At 72.4% G+C, this 15,401-nt stretch carries 13 protein-coding genes; all 13 read right to left on the minus strand.

The window, feature by feature from the left end; translation table 11 throughout:
* Positions 1-40: 40 nt before the first annotated feature.
* Positions 41-802 (minus strand): MerR family transcriptional regulator, encoded by a 762-nt coding sequence (locus tag ACZ37P_RS36555; protein ID WP_467350756.1) that lies wholly within the window; start codon positions 800-802, stop codon positions 41-43.
* A 108-nt stretch (positions 803-910) separates the two neighbouring features.
* Entirely contained in the window at positions 911-4,018 is a 3,108-nt protein-coding gene (locus tag ACZ37P_RS36560; protein WP_467350757.1) for an alpha-mannosidase, read from the minus strand.
* 137 nt (positions 4,019-4,155) lie between these two features.
* The gene (locus tag ACZ37P_RS36565) at positions 4,156-4,689 is read right to left on the minus strand and encodes a LacI family DNA-binding transcriptional regulator (RefSeq protein WP_467350758.1); all 534 of its coding nucleotides are present in this window, start codon (positions 4,687-4,689) and stop codon (positions 4,156-4,158) included.
* A gap of 754 nt (positions 4,690-5,443) precedes the next feature.
* Positions 5,444-6,940 carry a class I adenylate-forming enzyme family protein gene (locus ACZ37P_RS36570; RefSeq protein WP_467350759.1) on the minus strand — a complete coding sequence of 499 codons (1,497 nt, stop codon included), beginning with the start codon at positions 6,938-6,940 and terminating at the stop codon, positions 5,444-5,446.
* A 24-nt stretch (positions 6,941-6,964) separates the two neighbouring features.
* Positions 6,965-7,276, minus strand: coding sequence for a hypothetical protein (locus ACZ37P_RS36575; RefSeq protein WP_467350760.1), 312 nt, complete (start codon positions 7,274-7,276; stop codon positions 6,965-6,967).
* 109 nt (positions 7,277-7,385) lie between these two features.
* The gene (locus ACZ37P_RS36580; RefSeq protein WP_467350762.1) at positions 7,386-8,210 is read right to left on the minus strand and encodes an enoyl-CoA hydratase/isomerase family protein; all 825 of its coding nucleotides are present in this window, start codon (positions 8,208-8,210) and stop codon (positions 7,386-7,388) included.
* 74 nt (positions 8,211-8,284) lie between these two features.
* Positions 8,285-9,421: a thiolase C-terminal domain-containing protein gene (locus ACZ37P_RS36585; protein ID WP_467350763.1), complete on the minus strand. Its 1,137-nt coding sequence runs from the start codon at positions 9,419-9,421 to the stop codon at positions 8,285-8,287.
* The gene (locus ACZ37P_RS36590) at positions 9,418-9,840 is read right to left on the minus strand and encodes a Zn-ribbon domain-containing OB-fold protein (protein ID WP_467350764.1); all 423 of its coding nucleotides are present in this window, start codon (positions 9,838-9,840) and stop codon (positions 9,418-9,420) included. The genes ACZ37P_RS36585 and ACZ37P_RS36590 overlap by 4 nt, the downstream gene beginning before the upstream one ends.
* Positions 9,837-10,694 (minus strand): MaoC family dehydratase, encoded by an 858-nt coding sequence (locus tag ACZ37P_RS36595; RefSeq protein WP_467350766.1) that lies wholly within the window; start codon positions 10,692-10,694, stop codon positions 9,837-9,839. The genes ACZ37P_RS36590 and ACZ37P_RS36595 overlap by 4 nt, the downstream gene beginning before the upstream one ends.
* Position 10,695: 1 nt before the next feature.
* Complete coding sequence (locus ACZ37P_RS36600) at positions 10,696-11,628, minus strand: SDR family oxidoreductase (protein ID WP_467350767.1); 933 nt, start codon at positions 11,626-11,628, stop codon at positions 10,696-10,698.
* 65 nt (positions 11,629-11,693) lie between these two features.
* Positions 11,694-12,914 (minus strand): CaiB/BaiF CoA transferase family protein, encoded by a 1,221-nt coding sequence (locus ACZ37P_RS36605; RefSeq protein WP_467350769.1) that lies wholly within the window; start codon positions 12,912-12,914, stop codon positions 11,694-11,696.
* A gap of 141 nt (positions 12,915-13,055) precedes the next feature.
* Complete coding sequence (locus ACZ37P_RS36610; RefSeq protein ID WP_467350770.1) at positions 13,056-14,249, minus strand: thiolase family protein; 1,194 nt, start codon at positions 14,247-14,249, stop codon at positions 13,056-13,058.
* Positions 14,246-15,388, minus strand: a complete 1,143-nt coding sequence (locus ACZ37P_RS36615) for an acyl-CoA dehydrogenase family protein (RefSeq protein ID WP_467350772.1) — start codon at positions 15,386-15,388, stop codon at positions 14,246-14,248. Before ACZ37P_RS36615 ends, ACZ37P_RS36610 begins: the two co-directional genes overlap by 4 nt.
* Positions 15,389-15,401 lie beyond the last annotated feature (13 nt).

Consider the following 15,401-nt stretch of genomic DNA (forward strand, 5'->3'; position numbering starts at 1 on the left):
AGCGGCGACGACCGCGTGCCCGACGGGCGTCAGCGGTGGGTCAGCTCAGCCGGGCGTCGGCGTAGACCGCCATCGCGTCGCGCTGGTACTCCGCCAGCCCGGCCGCGATCTTGTCGTACGCCGAACGGAACCGCGGGTCGTCGGTGAACATCTGCCCCAGTCCCTTGTACGCGGTCGCGCCGGGGGTCCAGAATCCGCACAGCCATTGGTAGTGGGCATCCGTCTCGGCCTGCACCGCCGAGTCGGCCACTGGCGTGCCGGCCGCCATGAAATCGGCCATGCGGACCATCCGCGCCGTGATCTCGCGCTGCGTCCGCTCCTGGTCCTCGGCCGTGAGCGGGCCGGCGATCCGCCGGGACCGCTCGTACTCGCGCGGCCACCGCTCGCGCGCCTCGTCCTCGTAGCGCGAGGCGTCGAAGCCCTCGAACAGATTCTCCGGCCTGTTGATCTCCGCCATGTCGTCCCCGTCCTTTCCTTCCTCCAACTCCGCGATGGTGCGGCCGACCGTGCGGACCAGGGTGTCGAGCCGGTTCCGCTCCGCCAGCAGACGCCGGTGGTGCTCCCGGAGCACGGCCACCCGGTCCGCCTGCCTGTCGAGGACCGCCGCGATGTCCCGCAGGCCGAGGCCCAACTCCCGCATCAGCAGGATCTGTTGCAGCCGCAGCAGATCCCGCCGCTCGTAGGAGCGGTGCCCGTTGCGGCCGGTCCCCGCAGGGGGCAGCAGACCGATCTCGTCGTAGTACCGCAGCGTCCGGGACGTCACTCCGGACAGCCGGGCCACGTCCGCGATCGACCAGGCCATCGCCCTGCCTCCCCTCGCCGGCCGGTCGTTCCGGCCACATGGACGACCGTAGAAGTTGACGCGGCGTAAAGCGCAAGTCGACAGCGGGGGGTGCCGACGACGGGCGGGTCAGTGCTCGGCCAGGGGCGGCGCGGTGTCCGTCGAGGGGGTCAGGCGCAGCGTGACGATCTCGAACGGTCGCAGGCGCAGGTCCACGGCACCGTCGCGGATCTCGGCGGGCGGCTGGTCGGTCAGGGGGCGTTCCAGCAGGTCGCAGGGGGTGGCGGTGTGGAGGGCGAAGCCGGGGGTGAGGGTGGTGCGGGTCCGGGCGCCGTTGGCTTCGTAGAGACGTACGACGATGTCGCCGCTCGCGTCGTCGGCGAGCTTCACGGCGCTGACGACGACGCCCTCGTGGCCGACCGTCGCCAGCGGTTCGACCGCGGCGGCGCCGGGCACGCGGCGCTCGGGCAGGTGGATGGCGTACCCCTCGCGGACGGCGTCGCCGATGGACGCGCCGGGAAGCAGGGCGTAGCGGAAACAGTGCACGCCCTGGTCCGTCCGCGGGTCGGGGAAGCGGGGCGCGCGCAGCAGGGACAGGCGCACGGTGACGGCGGCGCCGGGGGCGCTGCCGCTTGTGGAGCGGGTGACGTCGTGGCCGTAGGTGGAGTCGGTGACCAGGGCCACGCCCCAGCCGGGCTCCGCGAGGTGCAGGAACCGGTGGTTGCACGCCTCGAAACGGGCGGCGTCCCAACTGGTGTTGGTGTGGGTGGGCCGGTAGACGTGGCCGAACTGGGTCTCGGCCGCGTAGCGGTCGGCGTGGACGTCCAGCGGGAAGGCCACCTTCAGGAACTTCTCCGTCTCGCGCCAGTCGACCTCGGTGGAGACGTCCAGGCGCTTGTGCCCGGCGGTGAGGGTGAGGTCCTGCACGGCGCGCGAGTGGCCGAACGAGCGCTCGACCCGGACGGTGACGGCGTGGGCCGTCGCGGCGGCCACCTCGACGCGGTCGGCGGCGGTCAGGTCGGTGACGGTGTTGCGGTAGTACGCGTCCACGTCCCAGGCGTCCCACATGGTGGGGAAGTCGGGGTGGAGTTGGAGCAGGTTGGCCGGGCGTCCCTCGGCGAGGGTCTCGCGGTCCGCGGCGAGGTCGTGGACCGACACCACCAGGCCGCGGTCGTCGATCTCGACCCGCAGCAGGCCGTTGTCCAGTACGTGGCCGCCGCCGGGGCGGGCCGAAGCGGTGACCGTCCCGTCGACGCCGGGGTCGGCGACGGGCGCGGCGCCCCCTGCCGGGACACCGCCGCGGGCGTGCGGGGCCGCGTTGAAGACCAGGGTCCCCTCTCCCTCCTCGTCCCCCTCCCCCTCCTCGCCCCCCTCCCGCGACGGCCCACCGGCCAGGGCGAGTTGGGCGGCGTCGATGATCGACCGCAGCTCCACCGCGAGGGCGGCGTACGTCGCCTCTGCCTCGCGGTGCACCCACGCGATGGACGATCCGGGCAGGATGTCGTGGAACTGGTGCAGCAGCACCGTCTTCCAGATCCGGTCCAACTCCTCGTACGGGTAGGGCAGTCCAACCCGTACGGCGGCGGTCGCGGACCACAGCTCCGCCTCGCGCAGCAGGTGCTCGCTGCGGCGGTTGCCCTGCTTGGTGCCGGCCTGGCTGGTGAGCGTGCCGCGATGCAGTTCGAGGTACAACTCCCCGACCCAGACAGGCGGTTCGGGATACTCGGCGCGGGCCTTGGCGAAGAACTCCGCCGGGGACTCCCACTCCACCCGGGCCGAACCCTCCAGGTCGCGCAGCCGGGCGGCCTTGGCGATCATCTCGCGGGTCGTGCCACCGCCGCCGTCGCCCAGCCCGGTCGGCGCCAGCGACCGCCCGGCCATGCCCTTCTCCCTGAAGTTGCGTGCGGCGTGGGCGACTTCGCGGCCTTCCAGGCCCGCGTTGTAGGTGTCCATCGGCGGGAAGTGCGTGAAGACCCGGCTGCCGTCGATGCCCTCCCAGGCGAAGGTGTGGTGCGGGAAGGAGTTGGTGCGGCTCCAGGAGATCTTCTGGGTCAGCAGCGAACTCGACCCGGACGCCCGGATGATCTGCGGCAGCCCGGCCGCGAAGCCGAAGGTGTCCGGCAGCCACACCTCGTCGCTCTCGATGCCGAACTCGTCCAGGAAGAACCTCTTGCCGTGCACGAACTGACGGGCCATCGCCTCGGAGCCGGGCATGTTCGTGTCCGACTCGACCCACATTCCGCCGGTGGGCACGAACCGCCCGTCGGCGACGGCCTGTCGGACCCGGGCGTAGACCTCGGGGCGGTGCTCCTTGATCCAGGCGTACTGCTGCGCCTGGGACATGGTGTAGACGAAGTCGGGCTCGTCCTCGATCAGGGCCGTCATGTTCGCGGTGGTCCGGGCCACCTTGCGGACGGTCTCGCGCAGCGGCCACAGCCACGCGGAGTCGATGTGCGCGTGGCCCACCGCGCTGATCCGGTGGGCCGAGGCGTGCGCGGGCGCGGCCAGCACGTCGGCCAGCAGGGCTCGGGCCGCCTCGGCGGTGCCGCCGACGTCCTGGAGGTCGATCGCGTCGAGCGCCCGTTCCACCGCGCGCAGGATGTCCCAGCGGCGGGCCGAGTCGGCGGGCAGCTCCCGCATCAGCTCGCCCAGCACTTCGAGGTCCTGCACGAGCTCCCAGACCGTGCGGTCCAGCACGGCCAGGTCCATCCGGCCCAGGACGTACTGCGGCGCGCGGCCCGCCGTCGCCTTGTCGCCCAAAGCGGTCGGGCGGAAGGGCGGGTTGTCCAGCACGATCGGGTTGGAGGCGGCCTCGACGTGCAGCAGGATCCGCTCACCGCCGGTGACGGGGTCGCCGACGCGCACCCACTGATTGCGCGGGTTGAGGCCCTTCACCGGGGTGCCGTCCGGTCGGTAGACCAGGCCCTCGCACTGGAAGCCGGGGGTGTCCCGCTCGAAGCCGAGGTCCAGCAGGGCCTCGACGGTGCGGCCCGCCCACTCCTCGGGCACGGTACCGCTGACGGTGAGCCAACTCGTTCCCCACGGCGGACCCCACGGCTCGCCGGGCGCGATCGGCCTGCGGGCCGCGGCGATGCCTTCGGCCACCGGGACCGGCTCGTCGGGCGCGTCCCAGATGCCGACGGTCAGCGGCACCCGCTCCCCGTACACCGCGGGGCGGACGCGCTCGTTGAGGACGCGTTCCAGGCGGGACTCGATGAGGCTGCGGTCGTCGTGCATGTACGGGCTCCGGGGTGTGGTGGGCGGCCGGGTCGAATGGCTGACGGGCGTGGCGCGGTGGAGGCGGGGCTCGGGGACCGCGAGGCTCCGGACGGACAACGCGCCTGCTTCCGGGGCGCGTTGTCCGCGGCGTGCGGCTAGGACACGTCCCGGTCCGGGCCGCGGTCCTCCCCGTGGGCGATGATCGTGGTGCGCACCACGAACCGGCGCGGCGGCAGCGCTCCCGTGCCCTGGCGGGCCAGGCGCTTTCCGAGCAACTGGGCGGCGCGGCGCCCGATCTCGTCGGGGTCGTAGTCCACCACCAGCACCGGCACGCTGAGCACGTCGGCGAAGTCGAAGTCGTCGAACCCCGCGAGCGTCGCGCCGGCGCCGTGGTGCCGCAACGCCCGGTGGGCACCCTGGGTGTTGCGGTTGTTGGTGCAGAAGGGGTTGGCGAGGTTCGTGACGATCAGGCCGATGGTGCCGGTGCCCTGTCCGTGCCGGAAGTTGCGGGCCAGAGCGTTGGGCCGGTAGCCGAGTTGCCGTACCGCGGCCTCGACGCGTGCGCGTCTGTCCGCCGACACCCCAGTGTCGCCGCGCAGGACGCGGGACACGGTCATCGCGCTGGCCTCGGCGAGGGTGGCGACCTGTTTCATGGTCGGTGGTGCGGTGGTGAGCGGCGCGCCGGCCACGGTGGTCTCCCTCTCGGCTCGTTGACTAGAGAATAGAGGCATCGTTGTCTTCCGGAACCTCGGCCGCGTATCGCGCCGCGCCGATCAGCCCGGCTCCGGCCGGCCGGGCCGCGGGCAGCGGCGGCGATATCCCGTACGTCCAGGTCGCGTCCCGGCGCCCGCAGGTAGGCCGCGATCAGGGCCCGCCGGGACACCCGGTCCTCCAGTGGGCCGTGGTGGGTCAGCACGTCGGCGCGGCCTTCCGGCGGTACGGTCGTGCCGTCGTTGACGACCGCGCCGTCGTGCAGGAAGGCCGAGCCGACCGCGCATGCGGGCGATCCGGCGCTGGGTCACGTTCGCGCGGGGCGACACCGCCGTGGGCTGGGCCAGCCATGACGCGCCGCTCCTCCAGCACGGCAACGTCGCCGTCCCGTACGTGCCCTACCCGCCGCCGGTCCCCGGCCACGAGCCGGGGACACTGCACTCCTGGGTCCAGCAATCCTTCGAGCAGCCCGACGCGTTCCTGATCCGCCTCCGGTCCTTCGCCGACCAACCGGTGGCAGCCGCCGTCACCCTGACACCGCCGTACACCACCGCACTGCGCTGCTCCTGCCTCGGCGAGGACGGCGAACCGGTCACCCCGGACCCGGACGGCACGCTCCGCGTACGGCTCGCCGCCAGGGGCACGGCGGCGCTGCTCGTGGTCACCCGATCGTCGCGCGCACCCGGGACCGGATGGGTCCTGAGGTCCCGGCTCCGGGCGCCGGACCGGCGGCTAGGCGGACTGCGTGACGCGGGAGAGGAGTTCGCGGCGCAGCACCTTGCCGGTCGGTGTGTGCGGCAGTTCGTCGAGGAAGTGGACCTCGTCGGGTGTCCTGGACGAGCGCAACCGGCGGCGGACGAAGGCGCGTATCTCGTCCTCGGTGACCGTCGCGCCTTCGGTGAGGACGAGGAACGCGCCGATGCGGTGGCCCCATTCCTCGTCCGCGATGCCGACCACGGCGGCGTCGGCGATCTCCGGGTGGCGCTGGAGCACGGCCTCGATCTCGGCGGGGGCGATGTTCTCGCCGCCCCGGATGATGGTGTCGTCGGCCCGGCCGCGGACGAACAGGTAGCCGCCGGTGTCGAGATGGCCCTCGTCGCGGGTGGCGAACCAGCCGTCGCCGTCGGTGAGAGAGCCGGTCTCCCGGTACTCCCCCGCCACTTGGGCACCCTTGACGTGGATCATGCCCACGGTGCCGGGCGGGCAGGGGCGTCCCTCGGCGTCGCGGATCTGGATGGTCACCGACGGCAGCGGGCGGCCGACGGAGCCCAGTCGCGCCCTGACCTCGGTGTCGTCACTGGTCAGGGCGGCCCGGTGGTCCTCGGGCCCCAGGACGGCCACCGAGGACGACGTCTCGGTCAGGCCGTAGGCATTGACGAATCCAGTGTCGGGCAGCAGCGACAGCGCCCGCTCCAGCACGGTCAGCGGCAGCCGGGCGCCGCCGTAGGACAGTGACCGCAGGGTGGAGGGTGCGGGGCCGCCGCGCTCCATCTCGTCCACGATGCGGGCCAGCATGGTCGGCACGACCATGGCGTGTGTGACGCGCTCGGCGGTGACGGTCTTCAGCCAGGTCCCGGCGGCGAAGTGCTCCAGGTAGACCACACGCCGCCCGGAGTAGAGGTTGGACAGCAGGTTGGCCACCGCGGCGATGTGGTACGGGGGCACGCTGACCAGTACGGCCTCGTCCGCACCGCTGCCGCCGAATTCGACGCTGCCCAGCACGTACGCGGTGAGGTTCCGGTGCCGGAGCACGGCGCTCTTGGCCGCCGCGGTCGTTCCGCTCGTCAGCAGGAGGATGGCCACGTCGTCCGCCGAGGGCTGGACGGGGGCCTCGGTCACCGCGGGCGTCGCGGCGCACACCGCGAGCCATTCGCGCAGGCCGAGGGAGCGTACGACATTGTCCGGCCGGGCCAGTGCCGTGTCGTCGGCGATCAGCAGGGTGCGGCCCTGTTGGGCGACCGCGTGGTGCAACTGCTCTGGCGCCAGGCGGTAGTTGAGCGGAAGCATCGGCACACCCGCCGCGGCGGCGGCGAACAGGGCCAGCGGGAAGGCCGGGCCGTTCTCGCCCATGAAGACGACGGTGTCGACCTCGTGGGACCGCACGAAGGCCGCGCCGGTGTACGCCTGGTCGCGCAGCGCGGCACCGGTCAGACCGGCGCCCGGGGTGCCGAGGGCCAGGCGGTCGCCGTGGCCCTCGGCGACCATGTCCAGCAGGGTCAGGAGGTTCACAACAGACGTCCTTCGCTAATCCGACTAGTCCGAGGCGGGAAGCTGCTTGGCGGCCTTGACCGGGAGCGGTTCGCCGTCGACCGACAGCGCGCCGGGACCCGGCTTCACGCAGAGCAGTTCGAGCCCCGTCTCCTCGTGCACATACCGCTTGCCGAGCAGCGTGGCCGGGCCCGCCGCCTCATGGCCCGCGGTGTTCCCGGGCGCCGGTTCGTCGGGGCCGAGCAACGGCGCTCCGGCGTGCAGGACGTCGATGGTCTTCGACGGTCCTCGCACCACGATGACCTCGACCGGGCCAACGGCGCTGTGCAGATGTGTTCCCACTGCGAGATCTGCCATCGTCACTGCTTTCTGTGCTGCGGGCGACAGGGGCGGCACCCGCCGCCATCCTTATAGTATCAACTACCGTAAGCTTGTCCATATCTCCGGACGACACGGACTCCCCTGCTCAACGGCCCCTGAACCGGGGCGCCCTGCGCTCCTGGAACGAGGCCATGGCCTCCTGACCGTCGTCCCCGATACCCAATCCCAGGAAGGTCACCTCGTTCTTCCACGCCTGGTCGAAGGTGCCGTCGTAGGCGTCGTTGAGCTGGCCCTTGATGTGGCCGAGGCCCACCGTCGGGCCCTCGGCCAGCCGGCGTGCGAAGTCCCCCGCGACCGCGGTCAGTTCCTCATCGGGCACACAGCGGTTGGCCAGGCCCCACTGTTCGGCCTGGCTGCCGGTGACCGGCTCGCCGAGCAGGGCCATCTCCTTGGCGCGTACCGGGCTCACCGACCGGGCGAGCAGATAGGCGCCCGCGGCCTCGACCGGCAGTCCGCGCTTGACGAACACTTCGCTGAAGCGTGCCGACTCGGCGGCGATCACGAGGTCGCACGCCAGCGCGAAGTTGCAGCCGAAGCCGTAGGCGGCCCCGTTCACCGCGGCGACGAAGGGCTTCTCGTTCTCCCGCAGGTCGCGGATCAGCCGCCACCAGCCATAGCGCAGGCCGTCCTCGCGGGCGATGTTGGCCTGCGATCCGCGGCGGCGATCGGGCGCGATCTCGATGTGCTCCCGCTGCGTGAGATCCGCTCCCGAACAGAAGGCCCGGCCGGCCCCGGTGATGACGGCCGCGCGGATCTCCGGGTCGTCACGGACCTCGGCGATGGCGGCGATCAGGGCGTCGCGCAGCGGATGGTGCACCGCGTTGCGCAGGTGCGGCCGGTTCATGGTGATCCAGGCGATGCCGTCGGCGACCGTGAAGTCCAGACCGGCCTCGGCGAAGTCGTCGAGCATGGTGTCCGCCTAACGGTGGGCCCTCGCCGTGTGCGAAGGGCGGGGTCGGATGACGATGGGGGCGGTCGTCGGGCTCAGGAGTTGCCCAGTACGAGGGCGCCCGCGGCGCTGAACATGCCGCCGATGCCCTGCACCAGCGACGTCCTGACGCCTTCGACCTGCGCGGCCGCGTCGCCGCGGAGCTGGCGGACGGCCTCCTGGATGGCGAACATCCCGTACATGCCGGTGTGCGTGTACAGCAGGCCGCCGCCGTTGGTGTTCATCGGCAGGGTGCCGCCGGGCCTAGTGGCACCGCTCTCCAGAAAGGGGACGGCCTCGCCGCGGCCGACGAAGCCCAGGTCCTCCAGGCCGTAGAGCGGAACGTGCGCGTAGGCGTCGTACACCATCAGATGGTCGATGTCGTCGGTGGTCAGCCCGGCTTCCCGCAGGGCCGCGGCCGAGGACTCGCGGAATCCGGCGAAGGTGGTGAGGTCCTCCATGGTGGAGGGCCCGGGCCCCTCGCCCGACTCGCCGGAGCCCAGGACGGTCACCGGCCGGTACCGCGTCGGGAGGTCGGCGGCGCGCTCGGCGGACATGAGCACGAGCGAGCCGCCGCCGTCGGTGAGCGGGCAGCATTCCAGTACGTGGAACGGCCACGCGATCAGCCGCGAGCCGAGCACCGCGTCGGTGTCCAGCGGCTTGTTCCGCAGGGCGCGGGGATTCTGGACGGCCCAGGCCGACTGGGCCACCGGCGCCGCCGCCAGCGCCTCGTGGCCGAGCCCGTACTTGTGCAGGTAGGCCATGGCCGGGAGGGTGAACCAGGAGAAGGTGCCGGACACCCCGTACGGCTGCTCGAACTGGCCGACCGCGCTGGACGGGTTGGGGCTCCAGTCGGGTGCGCCGACCCGGGACCTGCCGGACTCGCCGTGGGCGACGACGACCACCGAGGCGGCGCCGGAGCGGATGGCGGCCACGGCGTGCCGTACGTGCAGCATGTAGGAGCAGCCGCCCACCATGGTGCCGTCCAGCCAGCCGGGCCTGACGCCCAGGTAGTGGGCGAAGTCCACCGGCGGCAGGGTGGTCGCCACCCCGTCGACGTCGGCGGGGGTGAGCCCGCACTGGGCGAGTGCGCCGCGTGCCGACTCGGCGGCCAGGCTGATCGCGGACTGGTCGGGTACGACGCCGATCCGGTCCGACTCGGCTGCCCCCGCGATGACGACCGTGCTCGTCACGAGCGAGCCCCTTCCTCGGCGCTGGGCCGGAATTGCGGCAGGGCGAGGTCCCCGCGCTTTTCGAAGACCACCTCGACCGGCAGACCGACGCGGATGTGCTCCGGGGTCTGCGGGATGTCCAGGAGATTCGCCGTCAGCCGGGGGCCCTCATCGAGCCTGACGAAGGCGATGGCGTACGGCCCCTCGTCCTCGTAGCCGGGCGCGGGCCGGTGGTTGATGACGAAGGACTCGACGACGCCCCGGCCCGACGCCTTGGTCCACCCGACCTCGTCGGAGGCGCAGCGCGGGCAGAAGGCACGCGGGTAGAAGAAGAACTCGCCGCAGGACGCGCACTCGGGCAGCCACAGCTCGCCCTCGGCGGCCTTGTCCCAGTAGGTGCTGGTCTCCGGTGTCGGCACGGGGACGAATCGTTCGCTCATCGGGCACGCTCCGGCTCGACCACGGCGCGGCCCTGCGAGAGCACGGGCGTGCCGTCCTGGGTGCGGGTGGTGAAGAGGACCTCGCCGTGGTCGATCCACAGCGAGGTGGTGAGGGTGTCGCCCGGCATCACCGGCGCGCTGAATCTGGCGTGCAGGGAACGGAAGCGGCCGGGGTCCGATCCGGCGGCCGTGCGCAGGATCGCGCGGCCGACGAAGCCATACGTGCACAGGCCGTGCAGGATCGGCCGCGGAAAGCCGCCGGCGACGGCGAACTTCGGGTCGGAGTGCAGCGGATTGCGGTCGCCCGACAGCCGGTAGAGCAGCGCCTGCCAGGGCGCCGTGCGCTGCTCCACCACCGCGTCGGGTTCGCGGTCCGGCGCCGCCCAGGGGGTGCTCGGACCCCGGTCCCCGCCGAACCCGCCCTCGCCGCGCAGGAACGCGCCGGTCGACATCCGGGCCAGGGGCCTGCCGTCGGGATCGGTGAGCAACGACTCGGTGGTGACCAGGGCGCCGCTGCCCTTGTCGTGGACGCCGGTCACCGTGGAGGAGTACAGGCCGCTGCCCTCGGGGGCCAGAGCGCCGGTCAGTTCGACGGACTGGAAGGCGTGCACCAGGCGGGTCATGTCGATGTCGCCGTAGGACAGCCGCGGCGCGTCGTGGCCGAGGACGACGGGGAAGGTGGGCAGCACTGCCTGCGGGACGCCCTGGGTGTTCTCGGTGGTGAAGGCGAGTTCGGCGGCCGGGTCGTCGCTGCCCGCGCCGACTCCGACGGCGTAGAGCAGCGCCTGCGCCGAGGTCCACCGCACCGGGTGGGGCTCGGTCGCACTGCCGAGGATGGAGAGGTCGAGCGCCATGTCAGCTCCGCTTCGGACCGTACGGGTGGGAGTCGAAGACGCTGAAGTTCCCCGCGGCCTTGCCGAAGACGGCCGGGAACCGCTCGTCGATCGCGTCGAAGGTCAGGGGCCCGTCGACCTGGAGGGACGGGCCGATGCGCCAGCCCTCGGCAACGCCGACATAGCCGCCGACCACGCTGAACACCCGGCCGGTCACGGCGGACGACCGCTCGCTGCCGAGCCACACCACGAACGGGGAGATGTGCTGCGGTGCCAGCGGGTCGAAGCCCTCGTCGATGTCGAGCGGCATACCGGCGGTGGCGGTGAGCCGGGTCTTGGCGACCGGGGCGATGGCGTTGACCGTCACGCCGTAGCGGGCCAGTTCCATGGCCGCGATGACGGTGAGGCTGGCGATGCCGCCCTTCGCGGCGCCGTAGTTGGCCTGCCCGAAGTTGCCGAACAGACCGCTGCCCGACGAGGTGTTGATGACGCGGGCGGTGACCTGCTCGCCCGCCTTGGACTGGTCGCGCCAGAGCCGTCCCGCGGCCTGGGTCATGGCGAAGGTGCCGCGCAGGTGGACTTTGACGACGCTGTCCCAGTCCTCGAAACTCATGTTGAGCAGCGTCTTGTCACGCAGGATGCCCGCGTTGTTCACCAGGACGTGGAGTGCGCCGAACTCCTCGACGGCCTGGGCGACGATGTGTTCCGCGCCCTGCTCGTCGGAGACGTCGTCGCCGTTGGCCACGGCGGCGCCGCCCTCGGAGCGGATGAGGTCGGCGACCTCCTGCGCGGGTCCCGTCGAGGATCCGTTGCCGTCCCCGGTGCCGCCGAGGTCGTTGACGACCACGCTGGCTCCGGCGCGGGCGAACGCCAGGGCGTGTTCGCGGCCGATGCCGCGGCCGCCGCCGGTGACGACGACCACCCGGCCTGTCAGCGGACCGTGTGACTGTGCCATTCCTGGTTTCCTTTCGGTAGCTGCTCCGGCGGACCGCGCGGGCGCAGCCGCGGCGTCGCGGTCGCTCACAGCACGACTCCGGAGTCCTTGGCCTCGGAGATCTCCGCCCAGCCGTAGCCGAACTCCAGCAGGATCTCCTCGGTGTGCTCGCCGTACTCGGGCGAGCGGGCGGGCGCGGGCGGCGCCTGGTCGAACTGGACGGGACTGCCGGCCATCTTGTACTCGACGCCGGCCTCGTCGACGTTGTCGATGAAGTAGTGGTTCGCCACCGCCTGGGGGTCGCTGAGCACATCGCGCGGCGACGCGACGACGGCCCACACGCCGTCCTCGTCGGCGAGCACCTTCGTCCAGTGCTCCAGGTCGTGCTCCGCGAAGAGCGCGTTCAGTTCGGCGGTCGCCTGGTCGGTGTTGGCGACGAGGCGGCTCGCCGGGGTGAACCGCTCGTCCTGCGCCAACTCCGGGCGGCCGACGCGGCGGACGAAGGGCGCCCAGTAGCGATCGGGTTGGAGGAAGACGAGTTGGAGCCAACGCCCATCGCTGGTGCGGTACTTCTGCACCACCGGGTTGGGTGACCTGCTGGAGTCGGTCATCGCGGTGCGCTCGACCCCGAAGAACTCGGCGGCCATGATGTCGGGGCTCATCGTCCACACCGCCTGGGCGAGCAGCGAGACGTCGACGACGCTGGGGACGCCGGTGGCCAGCCTGCGGTAGAGCGCCGCCGCGATGCCGCCCGCCAGGGTCATGCCGCTGGGCAGGTCGCCGAAGGCGGGCGTCTGCGCGATCGGCCGGTCGTTCTCGGGGGGTGTCAGCGCGAAGGCGACGCCGCCGCGGGCCATGTAGCTGGCCGCGTCGAATCCGCCCTGGTGGGCCTGCGGGCCCCGCGGGCCGTGGCCGGAGCCACGGGCGTAGATGACGTCGGGGTTGACGGCGCGGATGTCGTCCACGTCGATCTTCAGCCGACGGCGGGCGTCGGGCAGCCAGTTGGTGAGGAACACGTCGGCGGACGCCACCAGCCGGGCCAGTATTTCGCGGCCCTTGTCGGTGCGCAGGTCGATGCCGATGCTGCGCTTGCCGCGGTTGCCGATCTCCATCATGAAGTCGCGGTCGGCCTTGGCGTTGTCCCGTGTGAGCCCGGAGATGACCAGGCTCCGGCCGGGGTCGCCGCCCCGTACGTCCTCGACCTTGATGACGTCGGCCCCCCAGTCGGCGAGGACCGCGCCGGTGGACGGGACGAAGGTCCACGACGCGATCTCGACGACGCGGACTCCTTGCAGAACGCCTGCCATGTCCCTCATCTCCCTGCCGCTGGCGGAGTCGTACGGCTGAACGTCGTACGACTGGGCGTCGGATGGTTCAACAACCCCACCGTAATGCTTACGGTATAGATATCCATATGGCTCGGCAAGCCCTTGCGCCAGGTGGGAACATCACACGTCCAGCCGTTCCACGACCGTGGCGTTGGCCAGACCGCCCGCCTCGCACATGGTCTGGAGCCCGTAGCGTCCGCCGCCGATCTCCAGCACGTCGAGCAGTGTGGTGAGCAGTCGGGCGCCCGACGCGCCGAGCGGGTGGCCGAGGGCGATGGCGCCGCCGTGCGGATTGACCCGGCGCGGGTCGGCGCCGGTCTCGGCGAGCCAGGCCAGCGGCACGCTGGCGAAGGCTTCGTTCACCTCGAAGGCGTCGATGTCGCCGATGCCGAGACCGGCGCCGCGCAGCGCCTTGGCGGTGGCCGGGACGACGGCCGTCAGCATCATGACCGGGTCGTCGCCGACGACGGCCGAGGACAGGAAGCGGGCCCGCGGGCGCAGGCCGAGCCGCCGCGCCGTCTCCCGGTCGGCCAGCAGCACGGCCCCGGCGCCGTCGCTGATCTGCGACGAATTACCCGCCGTCACACGCCAGTCGATCTGCGGAAAACGTACGGCGTACCGGTCGTCGGTGAACGCGGGCCGCAGCGCGGCCAGTCGGTCCAGGTCGGTGTCGGTACGGATGCCGTTGTCGGCGGTGACCGGCTCCGCGCCGTCCGCGACGGTGATCGGCACGATGCTCCGCCCGAGGTGGCCCGCCGCCCGCGCCTCGGCCGCCAACCGGTGCGAGCGGGCGGCGAATTCGTCCAGCGCGCTCCGGCCGAGGTGCCACTCGGCGGCGACCAGTTCCGCGGAGACACCCTGCGGCACCAGGCCGCCGTACCGGTCGGCGACCGTCGGCCCGTACGGGTCCGCGCCTGCCGCATTGCTGGTCATCGGCACCCGGCTCATCGACTCGACCCCGCAGGCGATGGCCAGGTCGTAGGCGCCCGAGGCGATGCCCTGCGCGGCGAAGGCGACGGCCTGCTGACTCGAACCGCACTGCCGGTCGACCGTCGTGGCGGGGACGGATTCGGGAAAACCGGCGGCCAGTACGGCGCTGCGGGTGATGTTCGTGCTCTGCTCGCCGATCTGGGTCACGCACCCGCCGATCACGTCGTCGACCTCAGCGGGATCGACGCCGGCCCGGCCGACCAGACCGCGGAGCACCTGGGCCAGCAACTCGACCGGGTGGAGGGCGGAAAAGGCGCCGTCCACCCGGCCCCGCACCAAGGGGCTGCGGACCGCCCCCACGATCACCGCTTCGCGTCCCGTCACGCCGTCACCAGGTCCAGGCAGCGGGCCAGCCGGGCGCGATGCTCGCCCGCACCGCCGTACATCACTTCCAGGCTCTTGACGCGCCGAAGATAAAGGTGGGCCGGGTGCTCCCAGGTGAAGCCGATGCCGCCGAGCACCTGCACCAGTGTCTCGGCGATCCGGGGCGCCGCCTGCGAGCAGTAGCTCTTGACCACCGAGGCGGTCTCCCGCAGTTCCGCCGGGTCGCCGTCGGGCGCCGCGCACCGTGCCGCCGCGCTCACCGCCGCCCGCATCTGCTCCACGGCCGCGAGCGAGTCGGCCAGCAGGTGCTTGACCGCCTGGAAGCTGCCGATCGGCTTGCCGAACTGCTCTCGCTCCAGGGCGTACGCGACGCCGATCTCCAGGCATCGGCCCGCGGCTCCGAGGAGTTCCGCCGACGCCATGATCGCGGCCACGTCCAGGGTGCCCGCCAGGCCGTGCGCGAAGTCGTCGTCGAGCAGCAGGGCGGGAGCGTCGGCGAAGTCGACACGGAACTGCCGACGCGTCAGGTCGAGTACGGCCAGCGGCGTGGTCGTGACAGGTGTCCGCGCGGCCTCGACGGCGAAGAGCCGGACCCTGCCGTCGGCCGTCACGGGGACGAGCAGCCAGTCGGCGATGTGCGCGTCCAGTACGCGGGTCCTGGCGCCGTTCAGCCGCCAGCCGTCGGCGGACTCCGAGCCGGTCGCCGGGTGGCCGGGGACGTCCTCATGGGCGAGCGTGCCGACCGCGCCCGCCGCGAGCGCGGCCAGCAGCGGCCCGGTCGGTGCGGGGTCGGTGCAGCGCAGCAGCGCCGTGGTGGCGACGGCGGCGCTGCCGAGGACGGGTGCGCACAGCAGCGAGCGTCCGCACTCCTCCAGCACGACGGCCATTTCCGCGGGGCCCAGCCCCTGGCCTCCCTCGGCGTCCGGGATCAGCACGGCGGGCAGGCCGAGTTCCGCGGTCAGGCGCTGCCAGATCGCGGGGTCGTGGCCGACGGTGTCGGCCATCAGCCGCCGCACGTCTGCCTCGGTCGACCACTGGTCGAGGAAGCCGCGGACCACACGGCGGAACTCCTCGCGCTCTTCATGGGTGGTGGTGGACATGGGCTCCTCCGGGGCGGTCGGCGGCTCGGACTCGGTCACGCGCCGGGGCTCG

The organism is Streptomyces sp. NPDC024632 (genome assembly GCF_055559175.1).

What these genes read in the sequence shown, in the direction of transcription:
- ACZ37P_RS36555 (WP_467350756.1), bottom strand. Translation starts at nt 802, where the DNA reads ATGGCCTGGTCGATCGCGGACGTGGCCCGGCTGTCCGGAGTGACGTCC.
- ACZ37P_RS36560 (WP_467350757.1), bottom strand. Translation starts at nt 4,018, where the DNA reads ATGCACGACGACCGCAGCCTCATCGAGTCCCGCCTGGAACGCGTCCTC.
- ACZ37P_RS36575 (WP_467350760.1), bottom strand. Translation starts at nt 7,276, where the DNA reads ATGGCAGATCTCGCAGTGGGAACACATCTGCACAGCGCCGTTGGCCCG.
- ACZ37P_RS36580 (WP_467350762.1), bottom strand. Translation starts at nt 8,210, where the DNA reads ATGCTCGACGACTTCGCCGAGGCCGGTCTGGACTTCACGGTCGCCGAC.
- ACZ37P_RS36590 (WP_467350764.1), bottom strand. Translation starts at nt 9,840, where the DNA reads ATGAGCGAACGATTCGTCCCCGTGCCGACACCGGAGACCAGCACCTAC.
- ACZ37P_RS36595 (WP_467350766.1), bottom strand. Translation starts at nt 10,694, where the DNA reads ATGGCGCTCGACCTCTCCATCCTCGGCAGTGCGACCGAGCCCCACCCG.
- ACZ37P_RS36600 (WP_467350767.1), bottom strand. Translation starts at nt 11,628, where the DNA reads ATGGCACAGTCACACGGTCCGCTGACAGGCCGGGTGGTCGTCGTCACC.
- ACZ37P_RS36605 (WP_467350769.1), bottom strand. Translation starts at nt 12,914, where the DNA reads ATGGCAGGCGTTCTGCAAGGAGTCCGCGTCGTCGAGATCGCGTCGTGG.